The organism is Barrientosiimonas humi, assembly GCF_006716095.1.
Classification (GTDB): domain Bacteria; phylum Actinomycetota; class Actinomycetes; order Actinomycetales; family Dermatophilaceae; genus Barrientosiimonas; species Barrientosiimonas humi.
The window spans coordinates 414,810-428,551 of the sequence record NZ_VFOK01000001.1 but is presented as its reverse complement, the minus strand read 5'-3'; the positions used below and the strand labels follow the sequence as shown (position 1 = coordinate 428,551).

Genomic DNA, 13,742 nt, shown 5'->3' with positions numbered 1-13,742 from the left:
CCACCGTTGTCAGTGCCGGATGGCAGCCTGCTCGGCATGGACATCGTGATCGCCCTGGTGGGCCTGCTCGTCGGCCTCGTCGTCGGCGCGCTCGGTGCGGCGGCGTGGCTGCGCCAGTCGTTCGCCGCGCGCACCGCTGCGGTGAGCACCGAGCGCGACCTGCTGCGCGAGCGCGTGGTCGACCTCGAGGCCACGGTCGCCGACGACGCCCAGACCGCGGCAGCGCTGAGCCCGCTGCGCGACGCGCTGGGCCGGGTCGAGCAGCAGGTGCAGACCCTCGAGCGCGACCGGCAGGAGCAGTACGGCCGGCTCACCTCCCGCCTCGGCGAGGTCGCCACCAGCACCGCCTCGCTGCACCGCGAGACCGCGAGCCTCGCCGGTGCGCTCAACTCCTCGACGGCGCGCGGCGCCTGGGGCGAGCTGCAGCTGCGCCGCGTGCTCGAGCACGCCGGGCTGTTGTCCCGCTGCGACTTCGACGAGCAGGTGAGCGCGGTGACGCGCCACGACGTGCGCGTCCGGCCCGACGTGGTCGTGCGCCTTCCCGGGGAGCGGGTGCTGGTGATCGACGCCAAGGCGCCGATGACGTCCTTCCTCGACGCGCAGGCCGACGGCCTCGACGCGACGCAGCGCGCCGACGCCCTGGCGGCGCACGCGCGGGCGCTGCGCGGCCACGTCGACACGCTGGCGGCCAAGGCCTACTGGTCGGCGTTCGACGACGCGCCGCAGATGGTCGCCTGCTTCGTGCCCGCCGACGCGATGCTCGCCGACGCCCTGACGAGCGACCCGTCGCTGATGGACCGCGCCCTGGCCCGCAAGGTGGTGCTGGCCTCGCCGAGCACGCTGATGGCGCTGCTGCGCACCGTGGCCCTGGCCTGGCAGCACGACGCGCTCACCAGCAACGCGCGCGAGCTGCTCGACCTCGGCCGCCAGCTGCACGAGCGGCTCGGCACGATGGGCAAGCACGTCGCAGCGATGGGCGGCTCGCTGCGGCGCAGCGTCGAGACCTACAACCAGCTGGTGGGGTCGCTGGAGTCGCGCGTGCTGGCCACCGGCCGCAAGATGCACGAGCTGGGGCTGACCGACTCCGAGCTTCCCGAGGTGCCACCCATCGAGGCCACCCCGCGCAGCCTGTCCGCGCCCGAGCTGCTCGCCGCAGCCACCGCCGACGATGCCCGCCCCGAGCTCGATCTGGGGCTGGCGGACGGCCGATCGGTCTCCAACGCCGCACCCCGCCCCGGGGAGAGCGAGCGGACACGCGACGCCGGCTGAGGACGTACGGCGGGGGTGGGGTGGTCAGAAGCGCGTCACAAGAGCCGATACCGGGGGTTGTGACGTAACGCGACGCGCGGAAACGGTCACAAGGGCCGATACCGGGGGTTGTGACGTCGCCCGACCCGCGGAAGCGGTCACAAGCGCCGATACCGGGGGTTGTGCCGTCACGCGACCCGCGGAAGCGGTCACAAGCGCCGATACCGGGGGTTGTGCCGTCACGCGACCCGCGGAAGCGGTCACAAGGGCCGATACCGGGGGTTGTGACGTCGCCCGACCCGCGGAAGCGGTCACAAGCGCCGATACCGGGGGTTGTGACGTCACGCGACGCGCGGAAAAGGTCACAAGGGCCGATACCGGGGGTTGTGACGTCGCGCGGACCGGCGCGTCAGTCGATCAGTGCAGCGAGCCGGCGTCGTGGCGGATCTTGTCGGCCTCCTTGCCCTGGCGGGCCTTGAGGTCGCGGCGCAGCTCGTTGGGGAGCGCGAACAGCAGGCTCTCCTCGGCGGCGGTGATGGCCTTGACGTCCTCGAAACCGTGCCGGGCGAGGAAGTCGAGCACGTCACGCACGAGCACCTCGGGCACCGACGCACCGGAGGTGACGCCGACGGTCTGGACACCCTCGAGCCACGACTCGTCGATCTCGTCGGCGTAGTCGACCAGGTGGCCGTCCTTGGCGCCGTGCTCGATCGCGACCTCGACGAGGCGCACCGAGTTCGAGGAGTTCGTGGAGCCGACGACGATCATCAGGTCGGTCTCGGGGGCCATCTGCTTGACCGCGAGCTGGCGGTTCTGCGTGGCGTAGCAGATGTCGTCGCTCGGCGGGTCCTGCAGCTGGGGGAACTTCTCGCGCAGGCGCCGCACGGTCTCCATGGTCTCGTCGACCGACAGCGTGGTCTGCGAGAGCCAGACGACCTTCTCGGGGTCGCGCACCTCGACCTCGTCGACGTGGTCGGGGCTCTGCACGAGCGTGATGTGCTCGGGCGCCTCGCCGGAGGTGCCGACGACCTCCTCGTGGCCCTCGTGGCCGATGAGCAGGATGTCGTAGTCGTCGTCGGCGAAGCGCACGGCCTCGCGGTGCACCTTCGTGACGAGCGGGCAGGTGGCGTCGATCGTCTTCAGCGAGAGGGCCTTCGCCTCGTCGTGCACCACCGGCGCGACGCCGTGGGCGGAGAAGATGACGGTGGCGCCCTCGGGCACCTCGTCGGTCTCGTCGACGAAGATCGCGCCGCGCTTCTCCAGCGTGGTCACGACGTGCTTGTTGTGGACGATCTGCTTGCGGACGTAGACGGGCGGGCCGTACAGGTCGAGCGCCTTCTCGACCGTCACGACGGCGCGGTCGACGCCGGCGCAATAGCCGCGGGGCGCGGCGAGCAGCACCCGCTTGGTGGCGCTCTCGTCGGGCGTCGCGGCGTCGCTGGCCTGGGCCGGGGCGGCGGTGTCGGTCATGCGTTCCATGCTAGACGCCGGTCGCAACGCCTCCGGACGGCCGTTCCGGCAGCCACAGCTGCACCGACCCGACGGGCACGAATCCCGCCGCGAGGAACCGCCGCACCGCACGCGTGTTGCCCGGCGCGCAGGCCGCCACGACGGGCGTCCCCGGCTCGGGGATGCCCAGGGCCGCAGCGAGTACGCCCGCGCCCCGTCGCGCAGGCCCGTCCGGGTCGAGCTCCAGGCCGAGCTCGGTGAGCCCGGCGACGCCACGGCCAAGAGTGATCACGTCGCCGAGCGCCGGGTCGGGCGACCCGTGGACGGTGACGTCGTCGCGGAGCAGGCGAGCCAGACGTACGCGCGGGTGGTCGGCCAGGTCGGGCCGCGGCACCGCTGCGGTGCCGGGGGTGCGCTCGGCGCGCCGTGCCAGCAGCAGGTCGTGGACCTCGAGATATCCGGTGCCGGCGAGCGCCACGGTGAACCGCGCGTCGGCCGCGCCGCCGAAGCCGTCGGCCCCGAGCTCGTCGAGGCGGGTGTCGGTGACGTCGTCGCCGACTGCCACGAAGGCGTGGCCCGTCATCGCCACGACACCTTCGAGGCCGGGCCGCCACAGCGGCACCCGGGTCCAGCGCCCGTCGACGGGCGGGAAGGCGTCGTCCAGCGCCGCGACGACGGCCTGGGCGATCGGGTGCACGGGTCGGGAGCGTAGCCACCGCCTGCGTCAGCGCCCCCGTGTCGGCGGCGACGCCTACGCTGCCCCCGTGAGTCTTCCCCTGCCCGAGCGCGCCTCCGACACCACGGCCGAGCAGCCGTGGCCGGTGCGCAAGCTCAGCCTGAAGATCTCCGACTACGTCGACAAGATGGTGCCGCTGTGGGTCGAGGGCCAGATCATGCAGCTCAACCGCCGCGGGGCCACCTGCTACCTCACGCTGCGCGACCCGGAGACCGACATGTCGCTGTCGGTCACCGCCCCGGCCACCACGCTCGCGGCGATGGGCCCGAGCATCCAGGAGGGCACCCGCGTGGTGGTGCACGCCAAGCCCGTCTTCTGGACCAAGCGCGGCTCGCTGATGATGGACGCCCGCCAGATCCGCCACGTCGGCATCGGCGAGCTGCTGGCCCGCGTCGAGCAGCTCAAGCAGCTGCTGCGCAGCGAGGGCCTGTTCGACGCCGGCCGCAAGCGGCCGCTGCCGTTCCTGCCCCGCCGCGTCGGCCTGATCACCGGGCGCAACAGCGCGGCCGAGCGTGACGTCGTCGAGAACGCCCGCCGCCGTTGGCCATCGGTGCAGTTCGAGATCCGCGAGGTCGCGGTGCAGGGGCCCACGACGGTCGAGGAGGTCAGCCGGGCGCTGGCCGAGCTCGATGCGCTGGCCGAGGTCGAGGTCATCGTGGTGGCGCGCGGCGGCGGCTCGGTCGAGGACCTGCTGCCGTTCAGCAACGAGGCCCTGGTGCGGGCGGTGTCCGACGCGCGCACCCCCGTGGTGAGCGCGATCGGGCACGACGTCGACGCGCCCCTGCTCGACTTCGTCGCCGACGTGCGGGCCTCCACGCCCACCGACGCGGCCAAGGTGGTCGTGCCCGACATCGCCGCCGAGCTGCAGCAGATCTCCGCCGCCCGGGGGCGCGCGATGCAGGCGCTGCGCTCGCGCGTGCGCCACGAGCGCCACCGGCTCGAGGCCACCCGCACCCGCCCGGCCTTCGCCGACCGCAGCACGTTCGTCACCATCCGCCGCGGCGAGGTCGTCGAGCTGCACCGCCGCGGCCGGGCCGGTGCCCAGCTGCGGCTCGAGCGCGCCGACGACCGCCTGGGCCACCTGCGCGCGCAGCTGCGGGCGCTCTCCCCCGACGCGACCCTGCGCCGCGGCTATGCCGTGGTCCGCCACGCCGACGGGCAGGTCGTCTTCGACCGGGCCGACGTCGACCCCGACGAGACCCTGCGCGTCACCGTCGCCCACGGCGACTTCGCTGTCACCCCGGTCTCCTAGGCTGCGGGCATGGCAGATCCTGACGAGTCCGACGAGACGCTCGACGACACCGGTCTCGACGACGGCGGCGATCTCGACGACGCCAGCCTCGGCGACGCCGACGACCCGGCCGTCGGGTCCGAGGGCTCCGACGACGAGGCCGACGCCGACATCGCCGACCTGTCCTACGAGGACGCCCGCGACGAGCTGGTGAGCATCGTGAGCAAGCTCGAGGGCGGCTCGGCCGGGCTCGACGAGAGCATGCGGCTGTGGGAGCGCGGCGAGAAGCTCGCGGCGCACTGCCAGCGCCGCCTCGACTCCGCCGAGCAGCGCCTCGACGCCGCCACGACCGACGAGGAGTGATACCGCGCGGTATCATCCGGTCATGGCCATGACGCTTCGGCTCACCGATGAGCAAACCGCCTCGTTGCGCGACACGGCCGAGCGCGAGGGCCGGTCGATGCACGCCGTCGTCGTCCAGGCGATCGAGGACTACACCGCGCACCGGCGACAGCTGCGGGACGAACTCCTGACACAGATCGTCACCGAGGATGCCGACGTGCTTCGTCGCCTCGAGGACGCGTGACCGACCAGGTCGATTACCTCGACCTCGACGACGTGCTGGCGTGTGCCCGCGCGGCGCTCGGGAGGCCACCCCAGGTGCGCGACTGGGGACTGATTGCGTCCGCGCTCGCCCGCCCGCGGGCCAGCGCGTTGGGCAACGAGGCCTACCCCGACGTCGTCACCAAGGCCGCCGCGCTCTTGTCGTCCTTGATCACGAACCGCGCACTGGTCGACGGCAACAAGCGGACGGCCCTCGTGGCGACCCGGTTGTTCCTCGGGCTCAACGGTGTCCCTGTCGTCGCCTCCGACGACGAGAAGTTCGACCTCGTTCTGGACATCGCCGAGGGTCGGCTGAGGTCGGCAGCCGAGGTAGCCGACCGCCTGCGTCCCCTGACACGGTCCGCCCGTCAGCGCCCCGTGGCTGTGCCCTGACGGGTCGGCTCCAGCGACTTCGCGAACGCCTCCAGCTCCGGCCAGTCGGCCTCGCCCAGGACCACGGTGCGCAGCCCGCTGAGCGGCTCGGTGCGTACGAGACTGCGGCGGTCACCCGCGGTGAACCGCTGCCAGGTCGCGCCGTCCAGCGAGACCTGTCCCTGCGGGGTGCCGTTGTTGGTCTGCTTGGCCACCCACGCCGCGTCGCCGCGCTGCGTCTGCTCCATCGAGAGAAAGTCCTCCGAGGGTGCGCGATAGCCGACGTGCCAGGTGGGCGGCTGGTTCTCCAGCCGGATGAGCCGCACGTTGACCGGCACCCACTGCTCGCCGAGCCCGGCCGGCACGGCGACGTCCCAGCGCTGCTGGATGCCGACCTCCCGGGCGATGGCCGGGACGTTCTGCACCGGCTGCGCGGTGGTGCTCACCCGCGGGACCATCGCGATCCAGACCGCGCACCCCGCGAGCACCACGAGCATCGAGATGACCATGCTGCGGGCCGAGCCGCTCATCCCCCGGCGCCGGGCGGGCGGCTGCGGGGACGGCTGGGTCTGCTGGGCGAGGGTGGCGGGCACGCCCCCATGGTCCCCGATGCTCCTGGCCGGGCTCACCACGGGCCGGTCCGCACGCCTGAGCCGGTCGATAGAGTCGGCGCAGCGCCGGCGCTCGGCGCCGAAGCTGCCGTCCCGAGGAGCGACATGACCCAAGATCCGAGCACGAGCACCCGAGTTCCCGACCGCAACCTGGCGCTCGAGCTCGTACGGGTCACCGAGGCCGCGGCCATGGCCGGCGGCCGCTGGGTGGGCCGCGGCGACAAGAACGGCGCCGACGGCGCCGCGGTCGAGGCCATGCGCACGCTCATCTCCACCGTGTCGATGAACGGCACCGTGGTGATCGGCGAGGGCGAGAAGGACGACGCCCCGATGCTCTACAACGGCGAGCAGGTCGGTGACGGCACCGGTCCCGACGTCGACGTCGCGGTCGACCCGATCGACGGCACCACCCTCACCGCCAAGGGGATGACCAACGCCGTCAGCGTCCTGGCCGTGAGCGAGCGCGGCTCGATGTACGACCCCAGCGCCGTGTTCTACATGGACAAGCTCGCGACCGGCCCGGAGGCGGCCGACGTCGTCGACATCCGCCTGCCCGTCGCCGAGAACATCCGCCGGGTCGCCAAGGTCAAGCACGAGAGCGTCTCCGACGTCACCGTCGTCATGCTCGACCGGCCCCGTCACGAGCAGCTGGCGCGCGAGGTGCGCGAGGCCGGCGCGCGCATCCGCTACATCACCGACGGTGACGTGGCCGGCGCCATCATGGCGGCCCGCGAGGGCACCGGCATCGACCTGCTGCTCGGCATCGGCGGCACCCCCGAGGGCATCATCGCGGCGTGCGCGATGAAGTCGATGGGCGGCGTCATCCAGGGCAAGCTGTGGCCGAAGGACGACGACGAGAAGCAGCGCGCGGTCGACGCCGGTCACGACCTCGAGCGGGTGCTGTCCACCGACGACCTGGTGCGCGGCGACAACTGCTTCTTCGTCGCCACCGGCATCACCGACGGTGAGCTGCTCAAGGGCGTGCGATACCGCTCCGGCGGCATCACGACGCAGTCGCTCGTGATGCGCTCGCGCAGCGGCACGATCCGGCTGATCGAGGCCCAGCACCAGATCGAGAAGCTCGCCGGCTACGCCGGCCCCGGCCGGACCCCGTGACCGTGGGCGCCCGCAGCCTGGTCGTCGGCGAGGCGCTCGTCGACATCGTCAAGGAGTCCTCCGGGGAGACCCGCGAGCACGTCGGCGGCAGCCCGCTCAACGTCGCCGTCGGCCTGGCCCGGCTCGGCCACCACGTCGAGCTCGCCACGAGCATCGGCACCGACCACCACGGCCGGCTGATCGAGGAGCACCTGGGCCACGACTTCGTGGGCCTCACCCCTGGCAGCCGCAACGCCGAGCGCACCGCGACCGCGACCGCCACGGTCGACGAATCCGGCTCTGCCACCTACGAGTTCGACCTGGCGTGGGACCTCGCGGAGGTGCCCACCGGTTTCGACCACCTGCACACCGGATCGATCGGTGCGCTGATGCAGCCCGGCGCGACGCAGGTGCGCGAGGCCCTGCTGCGCGGTCGGGCCGAGTCGACGATCTCGTACGACCCCAACGTGCGTCCCACGCTCATGGGTGAGCCGCAGGACGTCCGCTCCGACCTGGAGCAGATCGTCGGGCTCAGCGACGTGGTCAAGGCCAGCGACGAGGACATCTCCTGGCTGCACGGCGACGAGACGTCGACGGCCGAGATCCTGCGGCTGTGGGGCCGCCTCGGCCCCGCCCTCGTCGTCGCGACCAGGGGTGCCGACGGCGCCCTCGTGCACGTGACGGCCACCGGCGAGACCGTCGAGGTGCCGGGCGTGCGCGCCGAGGTCGCAGACACGGTGGGCGCCGGCGACTCGTTCATGTCCGGCCTGATCGCCGGGCTGCTCGACCAGGGTCTGCTCGGCGGGGTCGACGCGCGCGAACGGCTGCGCATGGCCTCCAAGGACCAGCTGCTGCAGGCGGTCGACCTGGCCATCCGCAGCTCGGCGATCACCGTGTCGCGCCAGGGTGCCCAGCCGCCGCGCCGCGACGAGCTCGGTTGAGCCACAACGGGACTCAGCTGGTGCGTCGGTTGGTCGCCGCCGGCCCCGGACGGATCGAGATGGTCTCGTAGGTCGCGTCGGGCGTCGCGGTCAGCGCGGTGCGCACCGCCACGGCCACCGACTCCGGCCGCAGGAACTCCTCGGGGTCGTACGCCCGGTTCTCGCCGGCCACGAGCTCGCGCTGCATGTCGGTGTCGACCCGTCCGGGGTGCACCGAGCTCACCCGCACCCCGTCGGGGCGCAGCTCCTCGCGCAGCACGTCGGTGAGCGCGGTGAGCGCGAACTTCGACGCCGGGTAGTGCCCGCCCTTGCCGCTCGCGCGCAGACCCGAGCCGGAGTTGATCGTGACGATCGTGCCCTGCGCGGCGACCAGCGCGGGCAGCAGCAGCCGGGTCAGCTCCGACACGGCGATCACGTTGAGCTCCAACATGTTTCGCCACATCGCGCGGTTCGATTCGGGCGTGGCCGCGCCGCCCGCAACCCCCGCCGAGTGGACCAGGCCGTCGAGCCGGTCGAGCCCGAGAGCCTCCACCGCCGCGGCGGTGGAGTGCTCGTCACCCAGGTCGGCGACGAACGGCGCGGCAGAGGGCAGCGACTCGACGAGGGAACGCACCGCGCTCTCGTCTCGCCCGCCCACGATGACGTGCCAGTCGTCGGCGAGCGCGTCGACGCACGCACGCCCGATGCCTCGGGTGCCGCCGGTGATCAGGACGCTCTTGCGATCGCTCATGGCACCAACGTAAGCCCGGCGAAGGCGTACGCTCCCCCGCCCGTCCATCGTCGACGGCGGCACACGTACGACGACGGCGGCACAGAAGTTATCTGTGCCGCCGTCGTGCTTGCTGTGCCGCCGTCGACGATGCGCGACGAGGGAGCCTGCGAGCTCGCCGCGAGGAGGAGACGCGGCCCAACAACATGGGCTGTGCCGCCGTCGTCGGCGGGCGGGGTTGCGATCAGGCGGTCTGCTCGCGCTGCTGCGGGCGCTCGCTCTGCTCGCTCGCCAGCCGCTGCGCGCGCTCCAGCGCGGACTTGCGCTGCTCCTCGCTGTCGCGGGCGATCTCGGCGGCCTTGTCCTCGTCGCGCGTGAGGTTCTCGCCCGTGTTGGGGTCGAAGACGTGCATCAGGCTCGGGTCGAACGTCAGCTGCGCCTCGGCGCCCTCGCGCACCCGCGAGCGGGAGTCGAGGTTGACCACGACCTGCGGCCGCATGCCCTCACCGTCGAGCTCGCGGTCCAGCTCGTCGAGCCGTCCCTGCACCCCGGGGTGCGTCTCGTAGGGGATGTAGGCGTACTGCTCGTTGCCGAGCCACTCGGTCTGGTCGACGACCGCCGTGAAGTCGACGCCCTCGGAGCCGCCGAGCGAGGCGTCCTTGAAGTACTCCGGGCGGATGCCGACGATCACCAGGTCCAGGTCGCGCACCCGGTCGGCGAGCGCACCGCTGACGGGTACGTCCGCGAACGGCAGGCGCAGCACCCCGCCCTCGACCTCGGCCGGCAGGAAGTTCATCGGCGGCGACCCGATGAAGCCTGCGACGAACAGGTTGACCGGCTGCTCGTACAGCTCGCGCGGGCTCGCGACCTGCTGCAGCACGCCCTTCTTCAGCACCGCGACCCGGTCACCGAGGGTCATGGCCTCGGTCTGGTCGTGCGTGACGTAGACGGTCGTGACGCCGAGCCGGCGCTGCATGCGGGCGATCTCGGTGCGCATCTGGCCGCGCAGCTTCGCGTCGAGGTTGGACAGCGGCTCGTCGAACAGGAACGCGTCGGCGTCACGCACGATCGCTCGGCCCATCGCGACGCGCTGGCGCTGACCACCGGAGAGGTTGGCCGGCTTGCGCTCGAGGTGGTCGTCGAGCTCGAGCATCGACGAGGCGGCGTTGACCTTGCTCTTGATCTCCTCCTCGCTGTGCGACCCCTTGGACAGCCGCAGCGGGAAGGCGATGTTCTCGAACACGGTGAGGTGCGGGTAGAGCGCGTAGTTCTGGAACACCATCGCGAGGTTGCGGTCGCGCGGCGCCAGGTCGTTGACCCGCTTGCCGTTGATGAGCAGGTCGCCGGAGGAGATGTCCTCCAGCCCCACGATCATCCGCAGCAGGGTCGACTTTCCCGACCCGGACGGGCCGACCAGGATCACGAACTCCCCGTCGGCGATGTCGAGGTTGACGTCGGTGACGGCTTGGTAACCGTCGTCGTACTGCTTGGAGATGTTCTTCAGCTCGATGCTGGACATTGCGTTCTGCTCCTTCTGGGCGCGAGGGCTGGACGGCGGGCGGTCAGCCCTTGACCGCGCCCGAGGTGAGGCCGGCGACGATGCGGCGCTGGAACAGCAGCACCAGGATGACGACGGGAATGGTGACGACGACCGCCGCGGCGGCGATCGCACCGGTCGGCTGGGTGAACTGGCTGGCGCCGGTGAAGAACGCCAGCGCGGCGGGCACCGTGCGGGCGCTGTTGGAGGACGTCAGGTTGGAGGCGAACACGAAGTCGTTCCAGGCGGTGAAGAACGCGATGATCGCCGTGGTGAACACGCCCGGCGCGGCCAGCGGGGCGATGACCTTGCGGAACGCCTGCCAGCTGGTCGCCCCGTCGACCTGGGCCGCCTGCTCCATCTCCCACGGGATCTGCTGGAAGAACGCCGTCAGGGTCCAGATCGACAGCGGCAGGGTGAGCGCCAGGTAGGGGATGATCAGACCCGGGATCGTGTCGAACAGACCGATCTGCCGCCACAGGTTGAACAGCGGCGTCACCATCGCGATGACCGGGAAGAACGACACCGCGAGGGCCGTGGTGAGGATCGTCTTCTTGCCGGGGAAGTCCAGGCGCGAGATGGCGTACGCACAGAACGTCGCCAGCACCACGCTGATCAGCGTCGCCACCAGGCAGACGATCAGCGAGTTGCGCAGCGCCGGGTTGAACAGGTCGCTGGCCTCCCCGGTGAAGATCAGCTTGTAGTTCTCCAGCGTCGGGTCCTTGGGCCAGAAGTTGCCGAACCGGTTCTGCTCGGAGTCGGCGAGCGCCTCGGTGCCCTTGAACGACGTGGCCAGGATCCACAGCAGCGGGATCGCGGTCCAGATCATGATGACGATGGACGCGACGAACAACCAGTTGCGGGTCTTGGGGCTGGGTTTGGTCTCCATCGCCTACTTCCCTCCACCGGTCAGGTCGACCTTGAAGCCGCGCACGAAGATCGCGGCCACGATCAGCACGATGACGAACAGGATCACCGCGAGCGCCGACCCGATGCCGATCTCGACGCGGTTGATCGTCTCGTTCGCGACGAGCATGGATAACGTCATCGTCTTGTTCGCACCGCCGGTCATCACCTGCGGGTTGTCGTAGATCCGGATGGCGTCGAGCGTGCGGAACAGCACCGCCACCATCAGCGCGGCCTTCATGTTGGGCAGCACCACCTTGCGGAAGCGCTGCCACCAGGTGGCGCCGTCGACCTTGGCCGCCTCCTCCATCGCGCTGTCGACCTGGGCGAGCCCGGCCAGCAGCAGCAGCGACATGAACGGCGTGGTCTTCCAGATCTCCGACAGGCAGATGATCGTCAGCGCCGACCAGCGGCCGCCGAACCAGTCGTAGTCCAGCGGGAACGCACCGAACGTGAACGCGTTGAGCCAGTGGTTGAAGAAGCCGGTGCCGACCTGGGCCGCGAACAGCCAGGAGAACGCCGAGACCACGGTGATGATGGCGTACGGGATCAGCACCACCGTGCGCAGCGTGCGGCGCGGGATCACGACCCGGTGCATCAGCATCGCGATCGCCATGCCGAGCACCAGCTCGATCACCAGGGTGACCACCACGATGATGAACGTGGTGACGAACGCCTCCCAGAACAGCGGGTCGGTGAGCGCGGTCGTGTAGTTCTGCAGGAAGACGAACCGTCGCGCCTCGGGGTCGGTGAGGCGGTAGCTGAACAGCGACAGGTAGATCGCGTAGGCGATCGGGTAGAGCGTGACCAGCAGCATGATGACGAACGCCGGCCCGGCCAGCTTCCAGCCGAGGTTGCGCTCACCCCTGGCGCGGTCGCTGAGGCCCGGCCTGCGCTTGCGCTCGTCGGTCTCCGGCGACTCGACCGCGGTGGAGATGGTGCTCATAGCAGGGCCTCACCCTTCAGCACGTCCTGGATGAAATTCTGCGCGGTCTTCGGCGTCTGCTGGGTCACCGAGCTCGGCGGGCTGAACCGCTGCTGCAGACCGGTGGAGATGTCGCCGTAGTACTGCGACTGCGGGCGCGGCACCGCCTGGTCGAGCGACCGGGAGATCGTCTGGGCGATGCCGTTCGGGAACGCCTTGAGCACGGCCGGGTCCTGGTAGGAGGACTTGCGGCTGGCCGGGTTGCCCGCCTTGGCCATGTAGGTCGCCTGGTTCTTCTCGTTGGTGATGCACGCGGCGGCCTGGTAGGCGAGGTCGGGGTTGCGGCTCTCGGCGCCGACGCCCAGCTGGATCCCGCCGTACGGCGGTGCGGCGTTGCGACCCTCGACCGTCCGGGGGTAGGTGGTCGCCGCGACGTCGGACTTGTCGCCGGTCAGCGCGCCGTACGTGTAGGGCCAGTTGACCAGGTAGTTGGCGCCGCCGGCCTTGAACAGGTCGAGCGACTCGGTCTCCTCGCTGGTGCTCATCGACGGACCGCCCAGACCGCCCTTGGCGATCGTGCTGATGATCCGCGCGGCCTCGCGGCCAGCGGGGCTGTCGATGCCGAGCTGGACGTCCTCGCCCATCGCGCCCGGGTTGTTGACGATCTTGCCGCCGGCACCGGCGATGAGCGCGTTGATCCACACGACGTAGCCCTCGTACAGCGAGGACTGCACACCGAGGTCGGTGCCGCTGGAGCGCGCCGCCTGGATGAGCTGGTCCCAGGTGACGGGCTGGCTCATGTCGAGACCGGCCTGCTGCGCCTTGGACTTGCGGTACCAGAGCAGCTGGGTGTTGGCCCAGAACGGGACGGCGACCAGCTTGCCGTCCCACGTCGAGGCCTGGACGGCCGAGCGCACCCGGTCCTGGGTGAACTGCGGTGTCAGCGACTCCGGCACCGGGGCCAGGTAGCCGGCCTGGGCGAACTCCGGCACGAACACCGGGTCGATGCTCATCAGGTCCATCGTGCGGTCGCCCGCGGCGAGCCGGCGCAGCAGCTGGATGCGCTGGTCGCTGGCGCTGTTGGGCAGCAGCTGCACGTTGATCCGGTATCGCCCGCCGGAGGCGTCGGAGCAGACCTTCGCGAGGTAGGCCTGCCCGCCCTTCTCGGCGCTGGGGTCGGCGTTACCGACGTCGGGGTTGATGTACCACGTCAGCGTCTGGGTGCCGCCGCCGGACGAGCTGTCGTCACCGCAGGAGGCCAGACCGAGCGTCCCTGCGAGGGCGACGGCCACGGCCACGGCGGTACGCCTGTGGCGTGCTCCGTGCTGCATCGAGCCTCCTCCTCCATGAAGTTGGTGGCACCAGGTCTACACCCGGCG

Annotated in this window: 15 protein-coding genes; 7 read left to right on the top strand and 8 right to left on the bottom strand. The window is 71.2% G+C overall.

Features of this window, described 5'->3' with window-relative positions:
• Positions 1-36 precede the first annotated feature (36 nt).
• Complete coding sequence (locus FB554_RS02105; protein WP_142004421.1) at positions 37-1,269, top strand: DNA recombination protein RmuC; 1,233 nt, start codon at positions 37-39, stop codon at positions 1,267-1,269.
• Between the two features lie 396 nt (positions 1,270-1,665).
• Here FB554_RS02105 and FB554_RS02100 read toward each other — a convergent pair whose 3' ends face one another.
• Positions 1,666-2,718, bottom strand: a complete 1,053-nt coding sequence (locus tag FB554_RS02100; RefSeq protein ID WP_142004420.1) for a 4-hydroxy-3-methylbut-2-enyl diphosphate reductase — start codon at positions 2,716-2,718, stop codon at positions 1,666-1,668.
• A 10-nt stretch (positions 2,719-2,728) separates the two neighbouring features.
• Positions 2,729-3,394 (bottom strand): N-acetyltransferase, encoded by a 666-nt coding sequence (locus FB554_RS17490; RefSeq protein ID WP_236022218.1) that lies wholly within the window; start codon positions 3,392-3,394, stop codon positions 2,729-2,731.
• A 67-nt stretch (positions 3,395-3,461) separates the two neighbouring features.
• On the opposite strand from FB554_RS17490, the gene xseA reads away from it, so the two are divergent.
• The 4 genes from xseA to FB554_RS02080 are packed head-to-tail and all read left to right on the top strand — an operon-like array spanning position 3,462 to position 5,660.
• The gene (xseA, locus tag FB554_RS02095; protein WP_236022217.1) at positions 3,462-4,685 is read left to right on the top strand and encodes an exodeoxyribonuclease VII large subunit; all 1,224 of its coding nucleotides are present in this window, start codon (positions 3,462-3,464) and stop codon (positions 4,683-4,685) included.
• Between the two features lie 9 nt (positions 4,686-4,694).
• A complete protein-coding gene (locus FB554_RS17855) occupies positions 4,695-5,027 on the top strand; it encodes an exodeoxyribonuclease VII small subunit (RefSeq protein ID WP_142004418.1) in 333 nt (110 codons plus the stop codon).
• Between the two features lie 22 nt (positions 5,028-5,049).
• Entirely contained in the window at positions 5,050-5,250 is a 201-nt protein-coding gene (locus FB554_RS02085; protein WP_211344515.1) for a DNA-binding protein, read from the top strand.
• Positions 5,247-5,660, top strand: coding sequence for a type II toxin-antitoxin system death-on-curing family toxin (locus FB554_RS02080; RefSeq protein ID WP_142004417.1), 414 nt, complete (start codon positions 5,247-5,249; stop codon positions 5,658-5,660). Before FB554_RS02085 ends, FB554_RS02080 begins: the two co-directional genes overlap by 4 nt.
• Here the strand turns inward: FB554_RS02080 and FB554_RS02075 are convergent.
• Positions 5,636-6,232, bottom strand: a complete 597-nt coding sequence (locus FB554_RS02075; protein ID WP_142004416.1) for a DUF4245 domain-containing protein — start codon at positions 6,230-6,232, stop codon at positions 5,636-5,638. The genes FB554_RS02080 and FB554_RS02075 overlap by 25 nt on opposite strands.
• 123 nt (positions 6,233-6,355) lie before the next feature.
• Here FB554_RS02075 and glpX point away from each other — a divergent pair, with 123 nt between their 5' ends.
• The gene (gene glpX / locus FB554_RS02070) at positions 6,356-7,366 is read left to right on the top strand and encodes a class II fructose-bisphosphatase (RefSeq protein WP_142004415.1); all 1,011 of its coding nucleotides are present in this window, start codon (positions 6,356-6,358) and stop codon (positions 7,364-7,366) included.
• 2 nt (positions 7,367-7,368) lie between these two features.
• Entirely contained in the window at positions 7,369-8,286 is a 918-nt protein-coding gene (locus tag FB554_RS02065) for a carbohydrate kinase family protein (RefSeq protein WP_142004414.1), read from the top strand.
• Between the two features lie 13 nt (positions 8,287-8,299).
• Here the strand turns inward: FB554_RS02065 and FB554_RS02060 are convergent, their stop codons facing one another.
• The 5 genes from FB554_RS02060 to FB554_RS02040 all read right to left on the bottom strand — a co-directional run bounded on the left by FB554_RS02060 (position 8,300) and on the right by FB554_RS02040 (position 13,661).
• The gene (locus tag FB554_RS02060; protein ID WP_142004413.1) at positions 8,300-9,016 is read right to left on the bottom strand and encodes an SDR family oxidoreductase; all 717 of its coding nucleotides are present in this window, start codon (positions 9,014-9,016) and stop codon (positions 8,300-8,302) included.
• Between the two features lie 223 nt (positions 9,017-9,239).
• The gene (locus tag FB554_RS02055) at positions 9,240-10,514 is read right to left on the bottom strand and encodes an ABC transporter ATP-binding protein (protein ID WP_142004412.1); all 1,275 of its coding nucleotides are present in this window, start codon (positions 10,512-10,514) and stop codon (positions 9,240-9,242) included.
• Positions 10,515-10,557: 43 nt separating this feature from the next.
• Complete coding sequence (locus FB554_RS02050) at positions 10,558-11,421, bottom strand: carbohydrate ABC transporter permease (protein ID WP_142004411.1); 864 nt, start codon at positions 11,419-11,421, stop codon at positions 10,558-10,560.
• 3 nt (positions 11,422-11,424) lie between these two features.
• Positions 11,425-12,384 carry a carbohydrate ABC transporter permease gene (locus FB554_RS02045; protein WP_142004410.1) on the bottom strand — a complete coding sequence of 320 codons (960 nt, stop codon included), beginning with the start codon at positions 12,382-12,384 and terminating at the stop codon, positions 11,425-11,427.
• Positions 12,381-13,661: an extracellular solute-binding protein gene (locus tag FB554_RS02040; protein ID WP_236022216.1), complete on the bottom strand. Its 1,281-nt coding sequence runs from the start codon at positions 13,659-13,661 to the stop codon at positions 12,381-12,383. The genes FB554_RS02045 and FB554_RS02040 overlap by 4 nt, the downstream gene beginning before the upstream one ends.
• Between the last annotated feature and the right edge of the window lie 81 nt (positions 13,662-13,742).

Bases quoted from the DNA above. Each gene is read 5' to 3' on its own strand.
- FB554_RS02060 (WP_142004413.1), bottom strand. From the start codon at position 9,016: ATGAGCGATCGCAAGAGCGTCCTGATCACCGGCGGCACCCGAGGCATC.
- FB554_RS17855 (WP_142004418.1), top strand. From the start codon at position 4,695: ATGGCAGATCCTGACGAGTCCGACGAGACGCTCGACGACACCGGTCTC.
- FB554_RS02055 (WP_142004412.1), bottom strand. From the start codon at position 10,514: ATGTCCAGCATCGAGCTGAAGAACATCTCCAAGCAGTACGACGACGGT.
- FB554_RS02105 (WP_142004421.1), top strand. From the start codon at position 37: ATGGACATCGTGATCGCCCTGGTGGGCCTGCTCGTCGGCCTCGTCGTC.
- FB554_RS02085 (WP_211344515.1), top strand. From the start codon at position 5,050: ATGGCCATGACGCTTCGGCTCACCGATGAGCAAACCGCCTCGTTGCGC.
- FB554_RS02045 (WP_142004410.1), bottom strand. From the start codon at position 12,384: ATGAGCACCATCTCCACCGCGGTCGAGTCGCCGGAGACCGACGAGCGC.
- FB554_RS02050 (WP_142004411.1), bottom strand. From the start codon at position 11,421: ATGGAGACCAAACCCAGCCCCAAGACCCGCAACTGGTTGTTCGTCGCG.
- FB554_RS02100 (WP_142004420.1), bottom strand. From the start codon at position 2,718: ATGACCGACACCGCCGCCCCGGCCCAGGCCAGCGACGCCGCGACGCCC.
- glpX (WP_142004415.1), top strand. From the start codon at position 6,356: ATGACCCAAGATCCGAGCACGAGCACCCGAGTTCCCGACCGCAACCTG.